Origin of the sequence: Sphingobacterium puteale, from assembly GCF_050986225.1 — a bacterium.
GTDB lineage: Bacteria > Bacteroidota > Bacteroidia > Sphingobacteriales > Sphingobacteriaceae > Sphingobacterium > Sphingobacterium puteale.
In genome coordinates this window covers 6,806,249-6,831,166 of the sequence record NZ_CP158959.1, presented here as the reverse complement: position 1 = coordinate 6,831,166, position 24,918 = coordinate 6,806,249, and the positions used below count along the sequence as shown (strand labels likewise).

Annotated in this window: 16 protein-coding genes; 9 read left to right on the top strand and 7 right to left on the bottom strand. The window is 38.0% G+C overall.

Annotated features, from left to right (window positions below):
• Window positions 1-557: 557 nt before the first annotated feature.
• Window positions 558-2,486 carry a 1-deoxy-D-xylulose-5-phosphate synthase gene (dxs, locus tag ABTV71_RS28300; protein ID WP_433901831.1) on the bottom strand — a complete coding sequence of 643 codons (1,929 nt, stop codon included), beginning with the start codon at window positions 2,484-2,486 and terminating at the stop codon, window positions 558-560.
• Between the two features lie 161 nt (window positions 2,487-2,647).
• Here dxs and ABTV71_RS28295 point away from each other — a divergent pair, with 161 nt between their 5' ends.
• The gene (locus ABTV71_RS28295; protein ID WP_108635418.1) at window positions 2,648-3,436 is read left to right on the top strand and encodes a segregation and condensation protein A; all 789 of its coding nucleotides are present in this window, start codon (window positions 2,648-2,650) and stop codon (window positions 3,434-3,436) included.
• Window positions 3,437-3,547: 111 nt separating this feature from the next.
• Here the strand turns inward: ABTV71_RS28295 and thiL are convergent, their stop codons facing one another.
• Entirely contained in the window at window positions 3,548-4,600 is a 1,053-nt protein-coding gene (gene thiL, locus ABTV71_RS28290; RefSeq protein ID WP_121125405.1) for a thiamine-phosphate kinase, read from the bottom strand.
• A gap of 155 nt (window positions 4,601-4,755) precedes the next feature.
• Entirely contained in the window at window positions 4,756-5,751 is a 996-nt protein-coding gene (gene nadA / locus ABTV71_RS28285) for a quinolinate synthase NadA (protein ID WP_121125406.1), read from the bottom strand.
• A 2,831-nt stretch (window positions 5,752-8,582) separates the two neighbouring features.
• Here nadA and nadB point away from each other — a divergent pair.
• Window positions 8,583-10,175 carry an L-aspartate oxidase gene (gene nadB / locus ABTV71_RS28280; protein WP_433901830.1) on the top strand — a complete coding sequence of 531 codons (1,593 nt, stop codon included), beginning with the start codon at window positions 8,583-8,585 and terminating at the stop codon, window positions 10,173-10,175.
• A gap of 5 nt (window positions 10,176-10,180) precedes the next feature.
• Complete coding sequence (locus ABTV71_RS28275) at window positions 10,181-10,687, top strand: gamma carbonic anhydrase family protein (protein WP_433901829.1); 507 nt, start codon at window positions 10,181-10,183, stop codon at window positions 10,685-10,687.
• Window positions 10,688-10,741: 54 nt separating this feature from the next.
• On the opposite strand, the gene ABTV71_RS28270 is transcribed toward ABTV71_RS28275, so the two are convergent.
• From ABTV71_RS28270 to apaG, 4 genes are all read right to left on the bottom strand, one after another.
• Window positions 10,742-12,340 (bottom strand): Ig-like domain-containing protein, encoded by a 1,599-nt coding sequence (locus ABTV71_RS28270; RefSeq protein WP_433901828.1) that lies wholly within the window; start codon window positions 12,338-12,340, stop codon window positions 10,742-10,744.
• A 158-nt stretch (window positions 12,341-12,498) separates the two neighbouring features.
• On the bottom strand, window positions 12,499-14,358 hold the full coding sequence (gene mnmG, locus ABTV71_RS28265; protein ID WP_433901827.1) for a tRNA uridine-5-carboxymethylaminomethyl(34) synthesis enzyme MnmG: 1,860 nt from the start codon (window positions 14,356-14,358) through the stop codon (window positions 12,499-12,501).
• Window positions 14,359-14,451: 93 nt separating this feature from the next.
• On the bottom strand, window positions 14,452-16,317 hold the full coding sequence (locus tag ABTV71_RS28260; RefSeq protein WP_433901826.1) for an ABC-F family ATP-binding cassette domain-containing protein: 1,866 nt from the start codon (window positions 16,315-16,317) through the stop codon (window positions 14,452-14,454).
• A gap of 361 nt (window positions 16,318-16,678) precedes the next feature.
• Complete coding sequence (gene apaG, locus ABTV71_RS28255; RefSeq protein WP_121125412.1) at window positions 16,679-17,065, bottom strand: Co2+/Mg2+ efflux protein ApaG; 387 nt, start codon at window positions 17,063-17,065, stop codon at window positions 16,679-16,681.
• Between the two features lie 148 nt (window positions 17,066-17,213).
• Between apaG and ABTV71_RS28250 the strand changes: the two genes are divergently transcribed.
• From ABTV71_RS28250 to ABTV71_RS28225, 6 genes are all read left to right on the top strand, one after another.
• Entirely contained in the window at window positions 17,214-17,924 is a 711-nt protein-coding gene (locus ABTV71_RS28250; protein ID WP_121125413.1) for an SAM-dependent methyltransferase, read from the top strand.
• Between the two features lie 216 nt (window positions 17,925-18,140).
• Window positions 18,141-18,899, top strand: a complete 759-nt coding sequence (locus ABTV71_RS28245) for an alpha/beta fold hydrolase (protein WP_433901825.1) — start codon at window positions 18,141-18,143, stop codon at window positions 18,897-18,899.
• Window positions 18,900-18,918: 19 nt separating this feature from the next.
• Complete coding sequence (locus ABTV71_RS28240; protein ID WP_433901824.1) at window positions 18,919-19,404, top strand: hypothetical protein; 486 nt, start codon at window positions 18,919-18,921, stop codon at window positions 19,402-19,404.
• Window positions 19,394-20,494, top strand: coding sequence for a Nif3-like dinuclear metal center hexameric protein (locus tag ABTV71_RS28235; RefSeq protein ID WP_433901823.1), 1,101 nt, complete (start codon window positions 19,394-19,396; stop codon window positions 20,492-20,494). The genes ABTV71_RS28240 and ABTV71_RS28235 overlap by 11 nt, the downstream gene beginning before the upstream one ends.
• Window positions 20,494-21,246: a zinc ribbon domain-containing protein gene (locus ABTV71_RS28230; RefSeq protein WP_077436898.1), complete on the top strand. Its 753-nt coding sequence runs from the start codon at window positions 20,494-20,496 to the stop codon at window positions 21,244-21,246. Before ABTV71_RS28235 ends, ABTV71_RS28230 begins: the two co-directional genes overlap by 1 nt.
• A gap of 215 nt (window positions 21,247-21,461) precedes the next feature.
• Window positions 21,462-24,779 carry a S41 family peptidase gene (locus ABTV71_RS28225; RefSeq protein ID WP_433901822.1) on the top strand — a complete coding sequence of 1,106 codons (3,318 nt, stop codon included), beginning with the start codon at window positions 21,462-21,464 and terminating at the stop codon, window positions 24,777-24,779.
• Window positions 24,780-24,918: the final 139 nt, after the last annotated feature.

Genomic DNA, 24,918 nt, shown 5'->3' with positions numbered 1-24,918 from the left:
TCTAAAATTGTTAATAAGTTGATTTACAATACGCGACAAAAAATATGTTGATAACTTTCTCTGAGAACGAAGATGACAAAAAAAAATCAGCTAAAAAACTAAAATATAAAATAATTAATAAAAATCTATATATCAGTTAGTTACCTTGTAAAATTGTGGAAAACTTGCGCTAAAATTGATCTCTAAAAATAATTATTAACATTCCAAATTTATTTCAAAAAAAAGAACAAAAAAAGTAGTAAACATACTACAGATCAGTCTAAAGGTCTAGAACTAAATTAACCAAAATAAAAGCGAAATACAACCTTTAGTTCATATATTTTTAATATTAAATTTATAAGAATTTAAAGTCTACTTAACAACATTACCAAATATCTTTCTAACCGATTCTGGAGCCATTGGAAAATAAAAAAATCTCGTATCAACAAGTTATTGGAAAATCATTTTGTAACATAGCCGACGTGAAAATTTAAAAAAAAGACTTGGTTTTATATCATAAAAAAAGGAAACCCTCTTAAAGAATTTCCTTTTTATGGTATAAATAAAAATACTCGTATCTATCCAACCATCGTATGGGTAAATTTTCCATCACACATTTTCTTTCCCTCTTGCACAATTGCAGCGGCATCGTAATGAGAATTTCGCCATTGGGCACTCTGCTCGGCATGCTCTACAACTCGGTCTGGAATACCTAACCGTACAATCTGACTGTTGTAACCATGATCTGCCATAAATTCCAATACAGCAGCCCCTATCCCCCCCTGTAGACAGCCATCTTCAACTGTGATTATCTTTTTAAATTTTTTAAAGACCAGATGCAATAAGTCTTCATCCAAAGGCTTGGCAAATCGCAGATCATAATGTGCAGGATGTATTCCCAATTCATTCAATTGTTGTACGGCTTTGACGGCTTCATTACCAATAGCGCCGAAGCTTAGAATAGCAAGTTCTTCACCTTCGGTAATCACACGCCCTTTTCCGATTTCTATTTCCGTAAATGGACGGCGCCAATCCGGCATTACTCCATTTCCTCTCGGATAGCGAATGACGAAAGGCCCCTTATTAGGCAATTGTGCAGTATACATTAAGTTTCTGAGCTCCTCTTCGTTCATTGGAGCAGAAACGGTCATATTGGGGACACAACGCATAAATGCAATATCATAAGCTCCGTGATGTGTGGCTCCGTCCGCTCCAACTACCCCCGCACGATCCAGACAGAAAACAACATTCAAATTTTGTAACGCGACGTCATGGATAACCTGATCATAGGCACGTTGCATAAACGACGAATAAATATTACAAAAAGGTAATAGCCCCTGTGTCGCCAGACCGGCACTAAATGTGACGGCATGTTGTTCAGCAATACCGACATCAAAGGCCCGATCAGGCATTGCGTTCATCATGATATTCATTGAAGAGCCTGAAGGCATCGCCGGTGTGATACCAACAATTTTTTTGTTTGCTTCAGCAAGCTCGACCATCGTATGTCCAAAAACATCCTGGTATTTGGGTGCTACCGGTTTTTCACTGGAAGATTTTTTTATCTCTCCGGTAATTTTATCAAATAAGCCCGGCGCATGCCATTTCGTCTGATCCTTTTCAGCAAGTGCGAACCCTTTTCCCTTAATTGTTACAACATGTAGCAATTTGGGACCGGGTATATGTTTAAGATCTTCAAGCGTCTTAGCTAATTTCTTTACGTCATGTCCGTCAACCGGACCAAAATATCTAAAGTTCAATGACTCAAAAAGATTAGCATTCTTTAATAAAGTCCCTTTGATACTTTTCTCCAGTTTTTTAACAATACCGAGTGCATTTGGCCCTACCTCAGAAATTTTTGTCAGCACAGCAGCGATATCATCCCTAAATCTATTGTATCGTTTTGATGTCGTAATACTCGTCAAATATTCTTTCAGCGCGCCAACATTAGGATCTATCGACATACAATTGTCATTCAGAATAACCAATAGGTTAGATTTGGAGATACCAGCATGGTTTAATGCTTCAAAAGACATTCCACCGGTCAAAGCTCCGTCCCCAATAACCGCAATATGCTGACGATCCTTTTCTCCCTTTATTTGGGAAGCAACAGCCATCCCTAAAGCTGCTGAAATTGAGGTAGAAGAATGGCCTACCCCAAATGCGTCATATTCTGATTCAAAACGGTTCGGAAAACCCGAAATACCGTTTTCAATACGATTCGTATGAAATACCTCGCGACGTCCAGTCAGAATTTTATGACCATAAGCCTGATGGCCTACATCCCATATCAATTGATCATAGGGGGTATTCATTACGTAATGTAACGCCACCGTTAACTCAACGACTCCCAAACTTGCTGCAAAGTGACCACCATTCACCGAAACCTGATCAATAATAAATTGACGTAATTCCTGGCTTAGTTGTTCTAATTGGTCTTCCTTTAGCTTTTTTAGATCAGAGGGATCGTTTATTTTACTTAATAGTTCTCCAGCCTCCAATTGCATAGTACTGCTATTTACATTAAATGTTCACACAAAGTAACGACAATTTTATTTAATCTTTAAAATAAATCGCATTTCCATATTGAGCTACAACAAATAAAAACAGCAATAGTTTTCATATGAACAATTCCAACAGATTTTATTATGTAAATTTGTAATAAGATATGCAAGTAGAAGAAGGTTACGAAATCAAGCTTCCTCAATTTGAGGGACCTTTTGATTTATTACTATTTTTTATCGAGCGGGACGAACTGAACATTCATGATATCCCTATTTCGAAAATTACGGATGATTTTTTGTCTTACGTAAGTCAGATGCAGGCACTCAATATGGAGATGGCCAGCGAATTTATTTTTGTCGCCTCTACATTGATGCGTATCAAAGCAAAGATGTTACTGCCGAGACCGGATCTGGATGAAAATGAGAACGAAATAGATCTGAGGGAAGACCTCGTTCAGAAACTTATTCTCTATAAGCAGTTCAAAGAGGTCTGCGAAGGCCTCCGGGTGATGGAAGAAAACCGTCTCCAATTGTATAGCAGAGGCAATATCCATTATGATATACGCCAACAGCTTCAATTGGATGCTACAGGTGAAAACCTGGATAGCTTTGATCTATATGGCCTGATGATGATCTATGAGCAAATGATGTATCAATTTCGCAATAGGCCACCCGAGGTAACGCATACCGTTGTGAAATATCCTTATACAATCGAACAACAAAAGAAAGCGATAGCTGAGCTTATTGAAATCAATAAGAAATTAGATTTTCAGGAACTATTGAAAAACTCCGAAAACAAGGTTCAATTTGTCTATAATTTCCTGGCAATTCTAGAAATGTTACAGCAGCGTCTTCTGCAGATTGAAGTAGGATTAGGCTACAACAATTTCAATGTCGAGGAGCGAGATCCCAAGCAAGAGGATCTGGTACTCGAAGAAGAACTAGAACAATAAAAAAGGTTGTCCAGCTGGACAACCTTTTTTATTATCGACTGAATATTTTAACATCAACTTCTTCAATATTCATTCATTGAAAACTTGGCTGTTTTCTTTAGCTATCTTAATTTAATCTTTCTTTTTAAAAGCATTCCAGCCCTGCGCCGTGATTGGATAAAGATTTCCGGACTTAGAAATCATTTCACAGCCTTCTGATGCTGCCGTCATGTAGCCTATAATACTGATATCAGGTAAATTCTTGATCTTATCGTGATCTGCCTGTGCTATTGTAAACAGCAGTTCATAATCTTCCCCCCCATTTAATGCTGCAACCGTCGGGTCAATACCGAATTCACGTCCGGTATCGTAGGTCATCTGGTCCAATGGAATTTTTTCTTCATACAATCTACAACCTTTATCAGATTGTCGACAGATATGAAGTATTTCGGAAGCTAAACCGTCAGAAATATCCATCATTGATGTAGGTAGGATATCTAATTTTGCAAATAATTCAACAATATCCTTTCGTGCTTCCGGTTTTAACTGACGTTCAACAATATAGTCTTTACCCTCCAGATCCGGCTGCACATTAGGGTTTTCCAAATAAATATCTTTTTCTCTTTCCAATAGCTGCAGTCCCATGTATGCTGCTCCCAAATCTCCGGATACACACAATAAATCGCCTTCCTTTGCACCGTTGCGATAGACAATCTTATCTGCGTCGGCATAACCTATACTCGTAACGGATATAACAAGACCTTGGGCCGAAGCCGAAGTGTCCCCCCCAACCAAATCGACATTATACTTCTTACAGGCGATCAAAGCTCCCTGATAGATCTCTTCTACGGCTTCCAGTGGAAATTTGGAAGATAACCCGATAGAAAACGTAATCTGGGAAGCTATTCCGTTCATCGCATAGATATCGCTCAAATTGACCTGTACTGCCTTATATCCCAAATGCTTTAAAGGGACATACCGCAGATCAAAATGAATACCTTCCAAAAGCAAATCAGTAGAAATCAAGGTTTTCTTTCCTTCAAAATCCAATACCGCTGCATCATCACCAATTCCCTTAATGGTAGATTTTTCGGTCAGTTCCACTGCTTTACTGATATAGTCAATCAAACCGAACTCGCCCATTTCCTCCAGACTGGTGCGTTCAGTATTATCAAAATCGAACATGTTAAAAAATTTAAAATATTAAACTATCATATAATGCCCAAACAGGTATCTCATACCGCTATGATCTAGCTTCGTTAATAGCACTATAAAAATAATAATCGATATGAAAACCAACCTGTTATCATATCGATTATCATCAAAAATTATACAATTTATTACAATCCTAAGCTTGCTGATATCTCCAACATACGCTCAATAGGGCGTTGTGCGCGAAGTATGACGTCTTCGGGAAGTAAAATTTCAGGCGATTCATATTTCAAACAATTATAAAGCTTCTCAAGCGTATTAAGCTTCATGTGAGGGCAATCATTACATGCACAGGCATTGTTCGGTGGTGCAGGAATAAAAGTTTTGCCAGGACTTGCTTTCTGCATCTGATAAAGAATCCCAGATTCTGTGGCTACAATATAAGCTTGTGCATTATCTGTTTGCGTAAACTTAAGCATACCTGATGTGGAACCCACATAATCCGCCTTCGCTAAAATATGATCTTCACATTCAGGATGCGCAATAAACTTCGCTTCAGGATATTCACTCTTCAGGCGATCAATTTTATCCTGAGAAAAAATTTCATGAACCATACAAGCACCGTTCCATAATACTAGATCACGGCCGGTTTTTTTCTTTACATAAGCCCCAAGATTACGATCGGGACCAAAAATGATCTTCTGATCTATCGGAAGGCTTTCCACAATTTGAACTGCATTGCTCGACGTACATACTATATCCGAAAGTGCCTTTAATTCGGCAGTACAATTGACATAAGTGATGACCAAATGATCCGGATACTGTTCCTTAAATTTAGCAAACAAGTGTGGTGGACATGAATCCGACAGCGAACAGCCTGCTTTAGCATCCGGCAAAATAACCTTTTTTGTTGGCGAAAGTATCTTCGCTGTCTCCGCCATAAAATGTACTCCGGCAAAAACAATTAAATCGGCATCTGTTTTTGCAGCTTCCTGGGACAGGCCTAAACTATCTCCAATATAGTCTGCAATATCTTGAATTTCAGATTCCTGATAGTAATGTGCCAAAATTACAGCATTCTTTTCTTTCTTTAATCGTTGGATTTCAGCTACCAAATCCAATGAGGGGTCAATCGGAGCATCATTATATCCTTTTGCCTGAAGCTCATAATTTACAATTTCCATGCGGGTACTTTCAACAGTTTATGAACAACAAAAATACGCATTGTTACATATATAAAAGTCAATAAAAAGCAAATTAATCAAATATGTAGTCGAGCAATTGGGAAAAAGATAATATAAATTTAAAATTAAATAATTATCATTAAAATAAATACACAAAGATTTGATCCATTTTAAACCTTTTTTGAGTCAGATATACAGAAAACTGCCAGGCAATATATCATATATCAAAATCTCAGCGGGTTTGTACCAAAATCTTTCCAAGGTAGAAAATGACTTTCCTTCCATTTTCCGCTTATTGAACGTTCTTAGGCATAATACAAAACAAGCAAAAATATAGCACAAACGGAAGCTTTATTTATTAACATTTCTCACGCTGTTATGGTTTTGTGCCCTCTAGAATCTAAAATTTACCAAGAAAAAAAGAAAGAAAAAATATATTAAAAGCTCAAAGGGTTTAGTAAAAAGTTACTCTATGCTGTTTCAAACGTCAAGTACCAGATATCATTCTGTCGTATCTAACGACAGAGAATGAAATGCGAGAAGATAAGGCTGCTTCCATTATAAACTCGTTTAGAATGGAATATTTTCGTACAATAGCCTAACGGGATGTATTTAAGAAAACCTAAAGGGCTTTATTTCGATAAAATCTAAAATTTAGGTCCATAAAATTGGAAGGAAATCCATTAGCTTTCTCTTTTCAATTACCAAATCGCTATTAAAGTCTATGAGAATCGGATATTTTCAATGAATTATAGTATCATATCGTACAATTGATTGTAAGAGCACTCAAATTGAAAAATTGTAAAGCATATACTTTAACTATTAAAAGCGAAATTATTCGAGATAGTCGGGCATAGACAGTTATCTGGGCCCGGATAGTTTTCGAGTAGCTTTGAATAGGCAGATCAGCTTTATAATTTATTCGATGCCTTCGTACTTTAAGGTCATTTAGGATACGATTATCGCGTAAAGATTGATAACGAAAAATTACAGCGCAAACTGGCGGGTTTTATTTTATCTATGAGATCAAAAGAAGTAAGCTTAACGCCCTTAGAATGCAATATTTACGCTATTATTGAGTAAACAAAATTTTATAAAAATCTAAGCTGGTTTGTTTGAAGAGCCTTAAAAATATTATTTTTCCGGTTCAATAAATTTTGAAATGAAAAATTGAAGAAATCTCTACTATAAAATATTAGTAATATCCTACATTTATAGAGAATAGTTAATTTAAAGCTTTATTTTATTAATTTATAAAATAATAAAATTATAATAAGTTTATAAAAGTTTATTTTTAACAGCAAAATAGCGCTTTACAATCCATTTAATCCTATAAAGCATTTAAAATAAAAATCTATCGCAATCACAAGGACTTTATTTTTAAAATAAAGCGCCTGACTTTCGTCTAAAAAATTTATTATATCTGATAATGGTAATTATCGAAATCTAAAAGACTAAATTATATTTTTTTTAGCTTCCCAATCATTACTGGGTCGCAAATATAGTAAGAATCTTCAATCCACAACAATTTTTTATAAATAATCTCCCAGAATTTGATCCATTTGCCATTTGCTAGTGGAGAGGATTCAAAGATCAGTCGCAAAATCTATCATTAAGTTGCTTAAAATCGAATAATTAATAAAAACAGCATTGACAAAAAAAAATATTCAATTCTAATTGAGTTTAATTATGTTAAAGTTGGTGACAAACCCTTCAGAAATCGCATAATTACAAACAGATCTTGCAAAATGTAAAATATTGCAAGGAAATCGGCTAAAAACTGATCTCCGAACACATTTACCAGATTTTTTGCCAATAGACACTTTGAAATCTGCAATTGCGAAAATTAAATTAGATTGATCCAAGGTCTCTCAAAATGCCATAAAATCACAAAAATTATAAAAAAAATCCGATATGCGAATCTAAATAGCTTCAGAGAAACGAAAAACTAGATATCGATAAAATTCCAATTTGAAAATTCCATAAAAAATCAGCGAAAACGCTCTCAGCATCGTATATTTTTATTTTTATCTAAAAAAAAAAGAAATATACAAACCTGAACGACTCCAGTTCCTATTTTTTTCAATTTCAAACGCTTTCAGACTTTCATAAAATTGAAATAAAGCCAGCAAAGCCTAAATAATTTAGTGTAAACGACTCAAAAACCGATTTCTGAGATAAGCGACATAAAAATACTGCTACAAACCTGTTTAAAATTCCATAAAAAATTGTTTAAAAAGTTTTAAAAAAAATATTCCATTCTAAAAAGGTCTAAAATACCTCAAGAATTCAGTTATCGAAAATAAAGCCGTTTAGAATTGAATATTTGAAAAGGGGAGTTTATCCCTTTTCAAATATCGCATCCTAAATAGGTTTGATTCGATGTTGACAAAGCTAAACAAAGATTCTCGAACGTATTCCACAATCTTTTTTTTCAATAAATACTAATATTTTAAATTAAAGATTCTCTTATTGTTTATTAGGGTGTGGAAAAGTGGTATAAATTGATCTGAATCGATTTTGATTTACCGTTTTTATAGAGTTTTCAACAATTTTTCAACAGATTTTTTGCATTAAAGAGCTGATTTTTAAAAATCTAATTTTTCTTGTTTTTTATTTTCCATAATTTTTTGTTGAATAGTTCATGTCTAGAAAATGTGGAAATCTATCAAATTTTGTGCGGAAAAATAATTGGAATTCGTGCTGTGAATAGGGGATCTGTGGAATGTTAAATACTTTTCATTTTTATTTAACCTTTTATTTACACGTTTTCCACATTTTTCGTTAATTTCAACCATCATTTTTGGGGATAGTTTGTGAAATTAAAATATATGGCAGATAGAAAGGTAGATTTTTTGGTCATTGGATCAGGTATTGCCGGATTGAGCTTTGCGTTAAAAGCTTCTAAATTTGGTAAAGTGTTGATAGTCACCAAGTCCAATGAGGATGAGTCTAATACGAAATATGCGCAGGGGGGAGTGGCTGCCGTTGTGGATAAGTCTGATAGCTTCGAAAAGCATATCATTGATACTCAGATAGCTGGGGATGGATTATGTGATGTGGAAATTGTGGAAAACGTCGTTAGGGAAGCACCGGACCGTATTGCTGAACTTATTTCCTACGGAACCTCATTTGACAAGGAAGAATCCGGGGTATATGACCTGGCTAAAGAGGGCGGGCATTCAGCTCACCGTATTCTTCATTATAAGGATATAACAGGTTACGAAATAGAAAGAGCGCTGTTGGAACAGGCCCATAGCGATCCCAATATTGAAATAGTAACACATTATTTTGCCATTGATCTGATTACCCAACATCATATGGGGGAATATGTCGATAAAAATAGGGAGGATATTACCTGTTATGGTATCTATGCTTTCAATACTTCATCACATCTCGTGGACAAAATTTTAAGTAAGGTGACTGTCATGGCTTCCGGTGGAGCTGGCCACGTGTACTCGAGTACAACGAACCCGACTATTGCTACCGGTGACGGTATAGCCATGGTTTACCGGGCCAAGGGCAAGGTGCGTAATATGGAATTTATGCAGTTTCATCCCACTTCATTATATAATCCTAAAGATTCTCCGGCATTTTTGGTGTCTGAAGCTGTTCGTGGTTTCGGAGGAATTCTTAGACGTGTGAATGGAGAGTCTTTTATGGAGGAATATGATGAGCGAGCATCATTGGCTCCCAGGGATATTGTCGCACGTGCCATAGATGCCGAGATGAAAAAATCGGGTATAGATTATGTGTATTTGGATATTACCCATAGGGATAAGGAGGATATCATTAAGCATTTTCCAAATATTTATGAGAAGTGTCTCTCCATAGGATTGGATATGGCGACAGACTTTATACCGGTCACTCCGGCAGCACATTATCTATGCGGGGGAATTTATGTGGATGATTTCGGAAGAAGCAGCATACGCAACCTGTACGCTTGTGGTGAGTGTTCGTCAACCGGACTACATGGGGCAAATCGTTTAGCTTCGAATTCTTTGCTGGAAGCCCTTGTATATGCTCATCGCATCTTTTTGGATGGGACCAAAGCGATCGAGTCCATACATTACGTTACTGATGTTCCGGATTGGGATGACTCGAAAACTTCACTTTCTAATGAGGATATTTTGGTTAGTCATAACCTACGTGAATGTCAGAAAATTATGAGTGACTATGTAGGTATTGTCCGATCAGATTTTAGATTGGAACGAGCCCTAAAGCGTCTACATTTATTATATGAGGAAACGGAGGATTTTTATCGTAACACGAGGCTTTCTGTGAAGCTTTGTGAGCTGCGAAATGTGATCCAGGTAGCTTATATTGTAACCAAGTCGGCTATGTTGAGGAAAGAGAGTAGGGGCCTGCATTATACGACGGATTATCCACAGCACTCAACTGTATTACAAGACACTATATTTTAGGAGCTATGGCACTTATTTTACCTGTTCTGGACAAGTCTCCACTGATCGCGGAAGAATGCTTTTTAGCACCCAATTCGACGATTGTTGGCGATGTAGAGATTGGGCACCACTGTTCGGTTTGGTTCAATGCAGTGATTCGCGGAGACGTTAATTATATTCGTATAGGTCATTATACAAATATCCAGGATGGCGCTGTTATTCACTGTACCTATCAAAAGTGCGGGACTACCATTGGTAATTACGTGAATATTGGGCATCAGGCAATGCTGCACGGATGTATCGTGGAAGATTATGTGTTGATCGGGATGGGAGCTATCGTAATGGATAATGCTGTAGTAGAATCCAATGTAATTATCGCGGCTGGCGCTGTTGTTTTGGAGAATACGCGTTGTGAGTCCGGTTTTTTATATGCCGGCGTTCCGGCTAAAAAGATAAAAGCGCTGACTGAGGAGCAGAAAGCGCTTTTGCAGCAATTGCCGCACAACTACGTATTATATAGTTCCTGGTTTTAGCTTAAACGTATTAGCAAATACATTTTTGTCTTTTCTTTAGCAGTGACCTTGACTTTATTCCTTTTTGAGCGCACTTATTGAAAAGCTATCTTTTTGTTCCCAGTTTGCACGTATCGTGAAAACCTTGTTTAAATACACAACGGGTTCTGGAAAAGTCTTCTTTTCAACATCTCCGGTATCCCATATGCCGTTGTCATTGTCATCCCGAATGACACGTATGGTATATTTTCCCCCCGGAAATTGTTTATAAGCTACAGAAGCATTATTGCTGGTAATTTTATCAATTCTATATATTTTATCTTTTTTCTCATTGATCAGTTCGACCAGGTAGGTTGTGTTGCTATCCAGATCGGTGAAATCAAATGTTAGATCCCCATAGTTTTCGCTATCGTCGTATGTCAGATCGAATTTTTTCTCTTTATTTTGTTCCCCGAAATATCCTGTTATGGCACCTTCGGTAAATTCTATTTGATATTTTTTATCCTTTTTCCAATTATAACGGATGTGGTAAATATTGGCATCATTTGTATCCACTGCCAATTGATAATTTGTTCTTACAAGCGAGTCTTCTTTGAATTTTAGCTTTGCCTTGTCTATATTTTTTATTGGTGTAAAGGCTGATACCTGAAGGTGATTGATTCTGTCCACTTTTCCATTATTTGGTGTAAATTGAGGGTCAATTACCTGTTCGATTTTTACATTTCCCTTTCTGACGAGAATGGTATCCAACGGTTTTTCATTTTCCGTTAGAACGAGTTTTAAAGAGTCTATTTTCAGGTTTGGCAGAAATAAAGTTGCGGAATCAGAACTCTTCGAGAACCGTACTATTTTATCCTTGTTGTTGACTTCATCATTCAGAATATGGAGTTTGGGTTTGTCCACTCTTCTATTGAAAATGAGGAGTACACTACCATTTTTTTCAAACTTCTTTTCCTGGGTACGGAATTTCTTTGGAATTGCTTTAAATATTTCGAGATTAATATTGGTAAGATCTTGCCCCAATACAATGGAATCTTTTAGAAAACCTATTTCTTCATCAGGTGCATTATAGATCCGGTCATTGTTCTTTTCCTGGAGCGCATAGATACGATATGTCCCTTCCCGAAGATTATTGAGTTTATAATTTCCGGCAGTATCCGTTGTTGTAAAAATATTCGCTTTCTTTTTTCCGAAAATTGAATCTTGACTGATGGGGATTAGAAGAACTTTAACCTCTTTCAGGACTTCTTTTGTGATTGCGCTCTTTACATTGCCCGATATGCTGAGTGAGTCAATTTTATCGCCCGTTGCAAATACATAAGCATAATTTACCAATGCATTTCCTGCATTATAATCGACAAGACCTTTACCAAAATAAATGCTATAGGTTGTATTTTTTTCCAGGGAATCGGGTAAAGTGATTTCCAGATTTTTTTTCTTGACTTTGAATTGGGGAGCAGTCCCCATATCAGGCGTGACACTAAATTCCTTTTGTTGATTGGCCAACTTGACATACTCATCAAACGTAATGAGTATTTTTTTCTCTGTAAAATTCTTCGAAAAGTTCGTAGGACTTTCCTGTAGTATTTTTGGTGGAATAGAATCTTTGGGCCCTCCTGTCGGCTGTTGTATGCTCGCACATTGTATTGACAAGCCAATGAGCATTATAAACATGCTTAAAATAAGTAATCTCGTTTTTAAGCTACTTTTTAGCCTTTCTGAACTACTTTTATTATTTTTTAAAGAAGTTGTCATAAAAAATAGAATATTGTCTTAAATCGCTTATTTTAAGCTTGTTTATTTTTATTTATAATAATCTGATAATCAGTTAATTAACTCATATGTACCATCAAAACGCTGATATCTGACGGTGATACGCCTGAAATTCGGGAAGCCTGCCCTAATGTTCTCGGTTTTACTTTCGCTAATTTCTGCCTGGCTTCTATGGACAGTGAAGTTAACAAACTATAATCGAAATCAGGATTTATTTCTCTATCTTCCATCTTCTTCATGCGATTGACGATTTCGATTTCCTTTTCGAAATAGCTTTCGTATTTGAGGTTAATTTCAGCCTGCTCTATGGTTTCTTTATCAAATTGGGAAACGTATTGAGCGAAGCCTTCGTCCCCTTTGACGATGTCCTGTATGTTAACCTGCGGTCTGGCAAGAATGTTACTTAAACGTGTTTTTTGTGGAAGCGCACTTGAACCAACCTCGGCCATTACAGTATTCATCTTTTCGAGATCTGTCGAATTCTGCTTGAGGTATTCAATGATGTTATTCGAGTTTTCTATTTTATCCTGCACTTTCCTTAGTCTTTCCTCACTGACCAATCCTAGTTTGTAAGCTAAAGGCGTAAGGCGGATATCGGCATTATCCTGACGTAATAACAGCCGGTGTTCTGCTCTTGAAGTGAACATACGGTAGGGTTCTTCGGTTCCTTTTGTGACGAGGTCATCCACCAGTACGCCGATATAGGACTCAGATCTTTTTAGAATAAGTTCTTTATCGTCATTGACACGTTGATGTGCATTTATACCAGCAAGGAAACCTTGTGCTGCTGCTTCTTCGTACCCTGTGGTTCCATTGATCTGTCCGGCGAAGAACAGATGTTTTACCAATTGAGTTTCCAATGTTAGGTCAAGCTGCATTGGCGGAAAGTAATCGTATTCTATTGCATATCCCGGGCGGTACATCTTTGCATTTTCAAAGCCCGGGATGAGTTGAAGTGCTTTTAGCTGTACATCTTCGGGAAGAGAGGTAGAGAAACCATTTACATATATTTCCACTGTTTTGAATCCTTCCGGTTCCACAAAAATCTGGTGTCGCTCACGTTCTGCAAAACGGTTGATCTTGTCTTCTATGGAAGGACAATAACGTGGTCCCAATCCTTTGATCCGTCCAGTAAACATGGGTGATTTTTCAAATCCGGTGCGGAGCATTTCGTGTACCTTTTCATTAGTATATGTAATCCAGCAACAGCGTTGTTCGGTAGGCATCTCTACATTTGTATAAGAGAATCGTCCCTTCTTTTCATCGCCCCACTGTTCTTCCATGAGCGCATAGTTTAGACTGCGGCCATCAATTCTCGGTGGAGTACCGGTTTTCATTCTGCCCGATTCGAAGCCCAGTGAAACGAGCTGTTCGGTTAGTCCTGTAGCCGCCTTCTCTCCTGTCCTGCCGCCGCCAAATTTTTTATCACCGATGTGTATCACACCGTTTAAGAATGTTCCATTTGTTAAGACAACAGCATCCGATTCAATTTCTATTCCCATAGAAGTGATTACTCCGCATGCTTTTCCGTTTTTAACGATGACCTCTTTTACGGTGTCTTGCCACATGTCCAGGTTAGGTAAAGATTCCAATTGTAATCTCCACTCCTCTGCAAATCGCATCCGGTCATTTTGTGTACGTGGACTCCACATTGCTGGGCCTTTTGAAAGATTAAGCATGCGGAATTGAATCGTTGATTTATCTGCAATGATCCCGGTGTATCCACCCATAGCATCTATCTCTCTTACGATTTGTCCTTTGGCTACCCCACCTATAGCTGGGTTGCAACTCATCTGAGCTATCACACCCATATTCATTGTAATAAGTAATGTGGAAGAACCCAGGTTGGCTGCTGCTGCTGCTGCTTCACATCCGGCATGTCCGGCACCTACTACAATTACATTATATTTTTTAAACATTTTTATTTCCTTGTTCCACGTGAAACGTGGCTTTTTATTTATCTACAAATTTACTCTTTTCTTTACGTTCCACGTGAAACCCAATGAAAAATTTTACATAAAATCGGCAAGATATAACCACCGCTCGGACTTTTGATCTATTTGTTCTTGCATCGTTTTTATCTCTTCTGCGACTATTGAAAGCTTGGTATGATCTGTCAGTTGGTTTAGTTCTTCAGTCTTGGCTTTCACCTGTAGTTCTAGGTTTTCTATTTCTGTTTCGAGTTTGTTGTATTCGAGTTGCTCCTTATAAGAAAGCTTTTTCTTTTCCTCTTTAATCTGAGGCTTGGCTATTTCCTGAACATTCTTTTTTTGCTTTTCCTTTTCTAACTTTTGAAGTTCGTCTTGTTCTATTTTAAAGTCGGCATAGTTTCCGTTATAGATACGGATCTTGCCTGTTCCTTCAAATATAAAAAGTTGGTCCGTCAACTTATCCAATAGATATCTATCGTGAGATACCAATATCAGTACTCCTCTGTAGTTGTCGAGAAACTCTTCAAGTACATTTAGGGTATCGATGTCCAAATCATTGGAAGGCTCATCCAGTATAAGAAAATTTGGATTCTTCATTAATACCCGCATCAGCTGGAGACGTTTTCGCTCTCCACCGCTCAGTTTGTTGACAAAGCCAAACTGCTTCTCCGGAGGAAACAAAAAGTGCGTGAGTAATTGAGATGCCGTAATTACCTCTCCGTTTGCCATCTCAATATAGTCCGCAATATTTTTCACAACATCAAGTACGCGGTCATTTTCGTTTACTTCGAGTCCCCCTTGTTTATAGTATCCGTATACGGTGGTCTCTCCTACTGCTATGGTTCCGGCATCCGGGGTTTCTTCTTTTGTGATAAGATTTAGAAAGGTCGATTTACCCGTGCCATTCTTTCCTGCTAGACCTATGCGGTCTCCTTTTTTGAATGTGTAAGAAAAATCCGTAATGATTTCTTTTGGTCCATAATGTTTAGAGATTTTTTCCAACTCAAGAATTTTAGTTCCCTGTCTACTTACTTTTACACTAAGCTGAACAGAGTCGTTTCCCTTGATTGATTTTGATTTTTCCTCAAGATCGTAAAATGCTTCGATACGGGATTTCGATTTGGTACCCCGAGCCTGGGGCTGGCGCCGCATCCATTCCAACTCTTTACGTAGTAGATTTCTGCTCTTTTCAACCATGACTGCATCTATAGTCTCGCGATCTGACTTCTTCTCCAAAAAATAGGAATAGTTACCTTTATATATATATAGATTGCCCCTATCCAGTTCCCGGATTTCCGTACAGATATTATCGAGAAAGTAGCGATCGTGTGTGACCAAAAGTACAGTTTTATTTCCTGTTGTGAGTAGCTTCTCTAACCATTCAATGGTCTCTATATCCAGGTGGTTGGTTGGTTCATCGAGGATATATACATCCGGCTCATCGATCAAAAGCTTGGCTAGTGCCAGTCTTTTGCGTTGCCCTCCGGAGAGACTTTTTATATCCTGTTGAAAGTCCATAATGTTTAGGCGATTTAAAATCGTCTTTATATTATGCTCATATTCCCAGGCATTCAGTGAACTTATTTTTTCCGTAAGGTCTTCTAATTTTTTTTGATCGATATCACTGCTTTCAAGAAGTTCTTCATATTCCCTGATTAGACGTTGCTGATCGTTGTCCGCACTATATATAAAATCATTGATTGATTTTAATCCTGTGAAATCAGGATCTTGTTCGAGAAAACCTATTTTTATACCTTTTTCTTTGACAACTTTTCCTGCTGTTGGCAAGGTACGGTCTGCTAAAATAGAAAGCAATGTTGATTTGCCCGTACCATTTATTCCGACCAAAGCCACCCGCTCTCCTTTTTGAAGTCCGAAGTGTAAATCTCTAAAAAGCCACCTATCGTGGAAGGAATGGCTTACTTGTTCTGTAGCTAAAATACTCACGTTATATCACCCAAAAATTAATTTTAGTCATTTTAATACAATAAAATTTCCTTCAAGAATTCATTACCCTTGATAGTTTTTAATGATCTGAAAATCAAATAGTTGTGTTGTTTCTTTTTGATTTTCAATTATTTATATAGTGAATCAATAATCTGTTTTGATTGCTGACTAATTAAATCTGTTGGGTGGCTTTCTATATGATGTTAACCGGTGCATGAGGCGTAAATTGTCGCCGTGTAGCATGGTCTCAGTAACAAGTTGATTTAGAATGCACGCAAAAATAAAGAAATAGTTTCTTATTCGATGCGAAAAAAGCGTCGTTGTGTGATAAATCGGCAATAATGATATTACCTTGATAAATTTAATTCAATGCATAATCCGCAATCAGATTGAAACGTGGTATTTCAACCTGAAAACTGCTATTATCCAAAGAACGGATCATGTTGTAATGGCCTTCCATGAAACCAAATTCACTGTTAAGATTACATCCCGAAGTATATTGATGTATCTGGCCCGGTTCGATGACGGGCTGCTCGCCTACAACACCTTCACCTGATACTTCCCTATAGTCGCCTTTTGCATCAAAAATTCTCCAGTAACGACTTATCAATTGTACCGTGTAATCGCTCAGATTTTCTATGCTGATGTGATAAGCAAACATAAAATGTTCACGGTCGGGATTAGAATACTCCGATTGATAGATGGTTTCAACCGAGATTTTTACGCCTTCTGTAATTTGTGTGATCATTTGGATGATGTTTATTGTTGCAACAAATACTTATGCTAAAATACTAATAATGAGTTTAAAATTTGCAAACTTAATCATTTTTAAAGGTTAAATTATGCTAAGTTTAAAATTACTACAATCAAATGATCGTTAATTAGTAGGTTTGTATATGGCAAATGGTATATTATATTTAATTCCCGTTCCTCTGAGCGATGATGCTGCATTCCAGTCTTTTACTCCCTATTTGGTCGAAACAATCAATGCATTGGACGAATATATCGTGGAAAATGAAAAGACTGCAAGAAAGTTTCTAAAGCTGGCTGGTTTAAAAATACCCCAAAGCGAATTGAAAATACATGATTATGGGAAGCATGCGCGGGACAAAGGAAATATCAACGATTTTTTTGAGGGCTTGAAGCAAGGTAAAAATGTCGGCTTAATGTCGGAGGCCGGCTGTCCGGGCGTAGCTGATCCCGGCGCTTCTGTTGTTGCCCGTGCTCATCAGCTCGGGATAAAAGTGGTGCCATTGGTTGGTCCCAGCTCGATCCTATTGGCACTTATGGCTTCAGGATTTAGTGGACAGAAGTTTGCTTTTCAAGGTTATTTACCTATTGATAAAAATGAACGCACGAAGAAGATCAAAGATCTTGAACTGCAATCCATGCGCGAAAAGCAAACCCAGATTTTTATTGAAACACCTTTCCGAAACAATCACCTGCTCGAGGATCTTCTGAAAACCTGTAAAGCGAATACCCAGCTCTGTGTAGCCTGTAATGTGACCTCTGCTGATGAATCTATACGGAGCCTGACCATTGCGGAATGGAAAAAACAGAAGGTGGATTATCATAAAAAGCCAACCATATTTTTATTGTATGTCTGACTTTTTTTGTGGTGTTCTCCCCTACCCTGCTTAATTGTGATAACAGTTTTTATATGAAATCTGTATTTAAACCCGTTTAATTGAGTAAATGGATAATGAGTGAGTACTTACATTTAATGTTTTTGCTATTGAAATGGTAAATGCATATTGGAACATAGCAAATTGTTGAGTAGATTTAGAAATGGTGACATGTTTATTTTATAGAAATATAATACAATGAAATTTAGTGTATTAAGTTATTTTATATTGTTTTTTTCATTAGTTGTGGGGTTAAAATCCACTTATGCACAGCAAACTACTTATGTTATTGTGCACGGAGCATGGGGTGGCGCCTGGCAATTTAAAAAGACAGCAAATGAATTAGAGAAAGAAGGGCATAAAATATATCGTCCTACACTAACCGGTTTGGGAGAACGTTATCATTTAGCGGACACTTCTATTCGTTTACAGACTCATATCAACGATGTGATCAATACGATATTATTTGAAGATCTTACGGATATTGTATTGGTTGGACATAGCTATGGAGGCATGATCATAACGGGTGTAGCAGACAGTCTTCCGGACCGGATAAAAAAGTTGGTATATTTAGATGCTATCCTTCCGGATAATCAGGAGTCCGTTCTGAGTTTGATGGTAAAGCCTGATGGGGACAATGGTCTTTTAAAATTTGAGAAGGACGGTTTTATTATTCCATTTTGGGTAAAGGATGAACGCAAGTTTCCGCGGGATGTCCCCCACCCTTTGAAAACGATAACTGATAAAATCAATTTAAGAAACCCGAAAAGAGAGAAAATTCCGGCGACTTACATCTTGACCTACGAAGATAATAAGGCAATGGACAAAGATGACTTTTATCCGTTTTATGCCAAAGCAAAGAAGCGTCATTTTAAGACCGTTGAATTGATCAGCGATCACAACCCCCAAATAAAAAAGCTGAAAGAATTAGTAGATTTGTTATTACAGGAAAAATAAATAAGAGCAAGATATTCCAATGACGCAAGAAGAATTAGTAAAAGAATTGAGTAAACCCGAAGTACTGTATACAGCCTTAGGTCTAATCGTTATACGCACCATTATTTGGTTATTATTTGCGAATACGATTCGCAAAACTTTAAACTTGGTCGCGGTGGAAAATAGATTGATGACACCCAATCAATCTTGGTTGGTGGCGATTCCATTAGTCAATATTTATTGGAATTTTCAGGTCGCTTCCCGCCTGAGAGATTCCCTCATCAATGAGTTCTATGATCGTAAGATAGCTGTAGAGGAAAACCCAACTTATCGGAAAGGATCATTATATGCATGGGTTTATTTGGCTGCAAATATCCCCTTGCCGATTTCTATTCTAGGTGTTTTGGGTATTATGCACTTTGTCACATTGGCCAACTATTGGTTCAACATCAGTGCAAACCGTAGAATTTTAGAAGAACACGATAAATTTAGAGAAAAGGAGGTGATTATAAACGATGAAAATTAAAGCAGTTATTCAATACCTGGAGCAGCTGGCTCCATTGGATTTGCAGGAATCTTATGATAATGCCGGACTTATCGTAGGCGATGCAAATCAGGAGATTACCAAAGTATTAATTTCGTTGGATTGTACGGAGGAAGTTGTACAGGAAGCGATCGAAAAAGGATGCAATTTAATTATTTCACATCATCCCATTGTTTTCAAAGGCTTAAAAAAGTTCAATGGAAAGAATTATGTGGAGCGCACTGTCATAAAAGCTATAGAGAATAAAATTGCGCTATACGCGATACATACCAATCTGGATAATGTCACTGGCGGGGTCAATTCAAAGATAGCAGATAAGCTTGGATTGGTTAATCAGGCGATACTGGAATCGAAACCCAATGTGCTGCGCAAGATGGTTGTATTTGTGCCAAGGAGTCATGTAGAAGAAGTCAGGACAGCCCTATTTGATGCCGGAGCGGGCCAGATCGGTAGGCATTATGACCAATGCAGTTTTAATACGGCTGGTTATGGAAGTTTCAGGCCCTTGGCTGGATCAGCACCTACTATCGGCGAAATAGGAACACAGGAGCGTGTCGAGGAAACGCGTATTGAAGTGATCTATACACGTTCAATTGAAAGAAAACTTCTTCTGGCACTTTATGAAGCACACCCCTACGAGGAGGTTGCGTATGATCTTTTTGATTTGCAGAATACAGCCACAGAAATTGGAGCCGGAATGATCGGTAATTTATCGGAGCCTATGGATGAACAGGATTTTTTGGCTTATCTGAAGGCGAATCTCAAACTAAATGTTATTCGTCATACGGCGCTTTTAGGCAAAAAGGTAAGCAGGGTTGCTGTTTGCGGTGGTGCAGGCGGTTTCTTATTAGGGGCGGCAAAGCGCTCTGGAGCTGATTTTTTTGTAACGGCTGATTATAAATACCATGAATTTTTTGATGCGGAGGGTGAAATTGTCATTGCGGATACGGGACATTTTGAGAGCGAACAATTTACGCAAGAATTATTGTACGACATTATTACGAAAAAATTTCCTAACTTTGCAACCTTAACAACAGAAATAGATACAAATCCTATAAAATACTACAGTTGATGGAACAAACCGTAGAACAAAAATTGAAAGCACTATGGCTTTTGCAAGCCATACATACTAAAATAGACAAAATTCGCCAGGTTCGTGGTGAGTTGCCTATGGAAGTTGCAGATCTTGAAGATGAGATTGCGGGTTTAGAAACTCGTATTGAGAAGATCAGAACAGACTTAGACGATTTAGAAGATTCGATCGTTAAGCGTAAAAACATGATTAAGGATGCCCAGGCTGCCATCAAAAAATATGAGTCGCAGTTAAATGAGGTAAAAAACAATCGTGAATACGACGCTATTTCGAAAGAAATTGAAATCCAGGGTCTTGAGATTCAGGTTTGTGAAAAAAGAATCAAAGAAGCAGAATTCGAGATTCGTAACAAAACAGAAAACTACGATGCTACTGTAGGTAACCTGGAATACAGCAAAAACGAACTTGAGGGTAAAAAGAAAGAATTGGAAACAATTACTTCAGAAACTCAAAAGGAAGAAGATGCTTTATTGGCTAAAGCTGCAGAAGCGGAAGCGAATATTGAAGAACGTTTGGTAAAAGTTTACTACCGTTTACGTAATTCTTTCAAAAATGGTTTGGCGGTCGTTTCTATCGATCGTGATAGCTGTTCAGGATGTCACAATAAAATCCCTGCTCAGATGCAATCTGAGATTCGTCAACGTAAAAAAATCATTATCTGCGAACATTGCGGTCGTGTTTTGGTCGACGAAGGTATCGTATTGGAAATTGAGCAAGAATACGGTTTTTAATCGTTAATAAAAGGATAAAGCCCTGCCCATAAAGCAGGGCTTTTTTTTTACGGTATTTTTTATGCAACTTTGTTGATATACGAAGTTATTTATTGGACAAAATAGTAGCTTTGTATGGTAAGTTTTAACCTTTATATTTTTATGAAGTTGATATGCTGAGCAATGTAATGAACAAAATAGTAGCTTTGCATATTAATTTTAACCATTTAACATTTATGAATAAAACTCCTTTTAAGTTTATTGTGTCATTTTTGATTGGTACTTCATTTCTACAGGTAAAAGCCCAGGAAACTTTATTACTCCGAAATCCAAGTATCAGCGCCAGTAATATTGCTTTTGTGTACGGTGGAGATATCTGGATAGCAGACAAAAATGGTGCTAATCCGAGACGTCTGACAACAAATCCGGGTGTCGAACAAAACCCGATGTTCTCTCCTGATGGAAAGAAAGTGGCTTTTACGGGCAATTATGACGGTAACACAGATGTTTATGTTCTTCCTATTGAAGGAGGGGAACCGCAACGCATTACTTATCATCCTTCTTCGGATGTATTACGTGGCTGGCTGAATAATGATGAAGTTTATTATACGACATCCCGTGATTTTACCTATGCACTAAGCCCACGATTATACAGTTCTAATATTCAGCGGCTTGGTATGGATAAGGCTTTACTGATGCCTGAAGCAACACAGGGTAGCCCCTCCGTGGACGGACGCTATTGGGCCTATATCAAAAATACCGATCCGACAGAGCGGGATCGCGTGGCTTTCAAGCGCTATAGAGGCGGTGGTACACCTACCATCTGGATTTTTGATACAAAAACCAAGGAAATAGAAGCAATTCCCCAGGTAAAAAGTAATGATGTTAAGCCCCTTTGGTTAGGTAATAAGGTTTATTTCCTGTCGGATCGCGATAAAATAGTCAACATCTTCAGTTACGATACCAAGTCGAAGAAAGTCGAAAAGCTAACTGATTTCAAGGATTACGATGTGCGCTCGTTAAATGGAAACGGCAATGAACTGATTTTTGAATACGCAGGTGTATTGAATACATTAAACTTAACAAATAATAAGGTAACCGCCCTGCACATTCGTGTAAATACGGATGCCATGTTTAAGCGCCCTTTCTATAAAAATATCAAGGACGACATTCGTTATGCGGCCCTGTCTCCCACAGGGCAACGTGCCCTTTTTGAAGCCCGTGGAGAAATCTTTACTGTTCCCAAGGAGAAAGGTGAAGCACGCAATTTATCGAATTCTCCGGGTTCACACGAACGTTTTCCGGATTGGTCACCCAATGGAAAATGGGTTTCTTATATTTCGGATAAGAACGGTTCTTACCAGTTAGTTTTAGTGGATCAGTTTGGAAAGGACCAGCCGTTATATTTCAATCTGGGCGAAACCAATTTTTATTTTGAACCTACCTGGTCTCCAGATTCGAAAAAGTTGTTTTATAACGATGCTCACCTCAATCTGTACTACATTGATATAACATCTAAAGCCATCGTGAAGGTCGCGGATGATAAACTGAGTGGCCAAACCGGCAGAGTTTCGAATCATTTTCAACCGAGCTGGTCTCCGGACTCCAAATGGATTTCATTTACTCGTACCTTAGAAAACGGCGTACCGGCAGTCTTTATGTACAATCTGGATACCAAGAAAACGCAGCAGATTACAGATGGCATGAGTTCTGTTCGCAGCACTGCTTTTTCACAGGACGGGAAATATCTTTTCTTCACGGCAAGTACCAATACGGGATTGACCAATTCTGGTCTGCACATGTCGGCTACACAGCGTAATGTTGATTATGCCGTATATGCCTTTATTTTGTCAAGTAAAACCCCTTCGTTCTTTAAGAATGAAAGTGACGAAGAGCAGATTCGTGAAGATAAAGCGGACAAACCAGCTGAAAAAGAAGACAACAAAACAGCTCGCGTAAAAGAAAACGATAAAAAAGCACCGAAAAAGGATAAAAAGGAAGAAACTCCGGCCAGTAAGCCTGAAGATAAAAAAATTCAGGTCGATTTTGACGGTATTGAGAGTCGCATTGTCGCTTTACCTTTGCCGGTAGGTACTTATTGGAATCTGAACGGACTGGTTCCAAACCAGTTGACGTATCAGCGCGGAGGTACCATCGGAGCCTATGATTTCAAAGATCTGGAAAATAAAACATTGGTGGAGAATGCCCGTAGTTTTGTGATCAGTGCCGATGGCAAGAAGATGTTATATCAGACAGCTAACGGTTATAATATTGTGACTGCCGGACAGAAAGTAGCCTCCCCGACAGCAGGAGTTATCAAATTGGATGGTATTCAACAGTTGGTGGATCCTGTCGCAGAATGGAAACAGATCTTCAATGAAGTCTGGGCAATGCAGAAAGACTATTTCTATGTGGAGAATATGCATGGAGCAGACTGGAAAGCCATGAAAGCAAAATATGAGAAGTTTCTCCCTTTTGTTAGCCATCGTTCAGATTTGGGTTATTTATTGAATGAAATGATGGGTGAAATGGTTGTTGGACACAATTATATTTATCCGGGTGACCAGCCTTCCACCCCATCTGTGTCGGTGGGCGTATTAGGAGCCGACTATACGATCAAAAATGGCTATTACCAGATCGCGAAGGTATTTACACGCCTGGAATGGAATCCTTCCTTTAAGGCACCGTTGGCGGAACCGGGATTGAATATCAAAGAGGGCGATTACATTGTTGCTGTAAATGGTATTGAATTAACGGAAGACAAGGATATCTATAGTTTATTTGATAATACTGTAGACAGACAGGTGACGTTAAAAATTAATTCTAAACCATCGCTGGTTGGCGCGCGCGAAGTCATTGTGAAACCGATTTCTTTTGCAGACGAAATGAGTTTGCGCAGTATGGAGTGGGTGGAACGTAACCGCAAGAAAGTGGATCAGCTAAGCAATGGACAAATAGCTTACGTTTACATGCCAAATACCGGTCCGGAGGGATACACCTACTTCAACCGTTATTACTTCTCCCAGATGGATAAAAAGGCCCTTCTGATGGATGAAAGAAACAATGGTGGTGGCTGGGTAGCCGACTATGTCATTGATTTACTATCCCGTGAATTAATTGCTGGGTGGGGGATCCGTGATGGTAGAGGGTTTACCACTCCTGGCAATGGTATTTACGGACCAAAAGCAATGATTATTAATGAGAATGCGGGTTCGGGAGGTGATATGATGCCATATATGTTCCGTTTCAAAGGTTTAGGTAAGCTGGTTGGCCGCACTACAATGGGTATTTTGGTCGGTATCAGCGGATATCCACCGTTGTTGGATGGTGGCCGCATTACCTCGCCAAACTTTGGGGTATACGACCTGAAAGGTAACTGGATTATAGAAAATGAAGGTGTTGCTCCGGATATCTTTGTGGAGCAATTGCCGAAGGATCTCTTAGAAGGACGTGATCCACAACTGGAAAGAACGGTGAAGATTTTACTGGAAGAAATGAAAACCTATCCTTACAAAAATCTACAAAAACCGGCAGATCCGATACGGGTAAATTAATAGATCAATATCGATAATGCATAAAAAAGGTTCCGAAATAATTCCCGGAACCTTTTTTATATACCATCTCAGCGCTTTTTACTAGATTTTGATAATTATTTCTATAGTTTCAAACAGATCCGGAGCATTTCATAATAAC